This is a genomic window from Companilactobacillus muriivasis (genome assembly GCF_036246245.1).
Lineage (GTDB): Bacteria > Bacillota > Bacilli > Lactobacillales > Lactobacillaceae > Companilactobacillus > Companilactobacillus muriivasis.
Map to the genome: position 1 here is coordinate 1 of NZ_BTTQ01000023.1, position 1,236 is coordinate 1,236.

General features: G+C 37.8%; 1 protein-coding gene. It reads left to right on the forward strand.

Going from position 1 to position 1,236, the window contains the following annotated elements:
- Positions 1-119 precede the first annotated feature (119 nt).
- The gene (locus AAA923_RS12310) at positions 120-1,151 is read left to right on the forward strand and encodes an IS30 family transposase (protein ID WP_193322450.1); all 1,032 of its coding nucleotides are present in this window, start codon (positions 120-122) and stop codon (positions 1,149-1,151) included.
- Positions 1,152-1,236: the final 85 nt, after the last annotated feature.

The window sequence follows — 1,236 nt, forward strand, 5'->3', positions numbered from 1 at the left end:
GGCGAATTTTATAATCAAGTTAGCCACTTTAGAAAAATGACAAAATAAAAACACCAAGACGTAAAAATCAGGTATCATTGGAGTTCTCACACAAACAATGAAAGAGGTTTTTCGTCTTGGTGCTAGAACAGAATATCATAAATCGTCCTAAAGGACATCATTTAACTGAAATTGAACGTGGAAAGATTGCTTCCTTTCATTCAATTGGCTACTCGAATCGCCAGATAGCTAAAGCTATCGGCGTTTCACCTCAGACTATTAATAATGAAATTAACAGAGGTACTGTTGAGCAGATCAAGAAAGTTAATGGTAAAGTTCAACACTTGAATTGCTACTTTCCTGACACTGCACATCAAAAGTATGTAAAGAACCGTAAGCTTTGCCATCGTCCTTCTAAATTCGACCAAGTCACAGCCTTTTTAGGCTTCTTTGTAAGCCAGTTCATAGATAATGGATGGTCACCTGATACGGCCGTTGGACGAGCTAAGAACGAAGAATTATTCTTAGTAGATGAAATGGTTTGTACTACTACACTTTACAAATATATTGATGAACAACGACTTGAAATCCGGAATATTGATCTGGTAGAAAAGTCAACTAGACCGACTAAGCAACATACTTCAAAAAAGCATAAGCGTCTACTTGGTCGTAGTATTGAGAAACGCCCTAAAAGTGTTGATAGCAGAGAATCCTTTGGGGACTTTGAGATAGACACGATTGTGGGCAAAAGAAATGGCCATGAGAGTGTCGTCTTAACGCTCATAGAGCGTAAGACACGCTTTGAAATAATGAGACTTATTGACGGTAGAGATGCCGACTCTGTAGATTATGCTATGAAAGAGATCATAAAGAACTATGGTGATCTTATCAATTCAATCACTGCAGACAATGGCCCTGAGTTCTCTAATCTATCATCTGATATGGCTGGCGTTGCGGATGTTTACTTCACACACCCATATACATCTTGTGAACGTGGAACAAATGAAGTACATAATCGAATGATACGTCGTGACTTGCCCAAAGGGCTGTCACTGGATACAGTCAGCCCAAAAGTAATAAGAGACATAGAATTTAAGCTCAACAATATGCCTAGAAAGTTATTGAACTATAAAACGCCACAAGAACTCTTTGCTAGTTCCTGTGGCGCTTAAAGACATATTTATAAACTTCAAATACTGATATCACTTGGATTCAATTTATTTTGTCCAAGTGGCTAACTTGTTATTGAAATTTTCG